The organism is Teichococcus deserti, from assembly GCF_001982615.1.
Lineage (GTDB): Bacteria > Pseudomonadota > Alphaproteobacteria > Acetobacterales > Acetobacteraceae > Pseudoroseomonas > Pseudoroseomonas deserti.
On record NZ_MLCO01000468.1, the window covers coordinates 1 to 1,139 of the forward strand.

Sequence of the window (1,139 nt, forward strand, 5' to 3'; positions counted from 1 at the left end):
CGCGCCGCGTCCTCGCGCCAGTCCTCAGTCCAGGCGACGGTGGCGTGGCGGCCGTCGGTGGCCAGGTCCTGGCGCAGGCTGGTGACCTCGACTGGCTCATGGTCCAGGACCGCAGTGACGGTGCCGTGCTGCAGCCCCGTCTCGAAGACCTTCAGGCCGCCGGCGCGCAGGCGCCCGGCGATGGCCTCGGGCGGCAGGGGGGCGGCGATGTCGACGTCGTGCACCGGGCGGCCGGCCAGGATGTCGCGCACCACGCCGCCCACCGCGCGCGCTCCGGGCAGCGCCGCCAGCACCGCCGCCGGGGCGCCCTGGCGCAGGCGGGCAGGGGCGGCGATGCGGGTGCTGGGCGGGTCCTGCATGGCGTCGTCGGTCATGGCGGCGGCAAGGCACCACGCGGACGGCGGCAAAGCAAGCAGGGGCGCATCCATCTGCGGGGAGCGGCGTTTCCCTGCCAGCGTGGCCGTGGGGGCCGCGATGGAAAGGAAATCGCCAGATGGATGAGAACCGCGTGACGGGCGCCGCCCGCGAGACCGTGGGCCGGGTGCAGGAAGCGGTCGGCGGGCTGACCGGCAACCGCGACTACCAGGCGCGCGGCGCCGCCAACCAGATGCAGGGCCAGGCGGAGAACGTCCTCGGCCAGCTCTGCGACAATGTCCGCGAGCAGCCGCTGACCTCGATCGCGATCGCGGCGGGCATCGGCTACATCCTGGGCCGCCTGCGCATCCTCTGATGCAGGTCCGCTGGGGCGGGCAACCGGGGCGGCGCCGGCCGAGTTGGCATCCTTCACATAGGATAAGAAGGATGCCGGGCCGATGCCGCAGCGGGACACCCCCTACGACCTGATCGTGCTCGGCTCCGGCACCGCAGGGGTGACCGTGGCCGAGCGCTGCCGACAGGCCGGCTGGCGGGTGGCGGTGATCGAGAACCGGGATTTCGGCGGCACCTGCGCGCTGCGCGGCTGCGAGCCGAAGAAGGTCTTCTGGTCGGTCGCCGAGGCGATGGAGCGGGCGCAGCGTCTGGCGCCGCACGGCGTCGCCGGCGGCGCGGCGCTGCGGCTGGACTGGGGCGCGGCGCAACGCTTCAAGCAGAGCTTCACCGCGCCGGTGCCGAAGAACCGGCGGGACGCGCTGGAAAAGGCC

At 74.2% G+C, this 1,139-nt stretch carries 2 protein-coding genes and 1 pseudogene; 2 read left to right on the top strand and 1 reads right to left on the bottom strand.

Annotated features, from left to right (window positions below; genetic code table 11):
• Positions 1-374, bottom strand: a pseudogene (locus tag BKE38_RS29105) (CCA tRNA nucleotidyltransferase); the annotation flags it as partial.
• 119 nt (positions 375-493) lie between these two features.
• On the opposite strand from BKE38_RS29105, the gene BKE38_RS29110 reads away from it, so the two are divergent.
• Positions 494-730, top strand: coding sequence for a CsbD family protein (locus BKE38_RS29110; protein WP_076960599.1), 237 nt, complete (start codon positions 494-496; stop codon positions 728-730).
• An 82-nt stretch (positions 731-812) separates the two neighbouring features.
• Positions 813-1,139: FAD-dependent oxidoreductase (locus tag BKE38_RS29115; protein ID WP_131829793.1), on the top strand; the 327-nt coding region annotated here is incomplete at its 3' end.

Coding starts and splice junctions, on each gene's coding strand:
- BKE38_RS29110 (WP_076960599.1), top strand. CDS start 494: ATGGATGAGAACCGCGTGACGGGCGCCGCCCGCGAGACCGTGGGCCGG.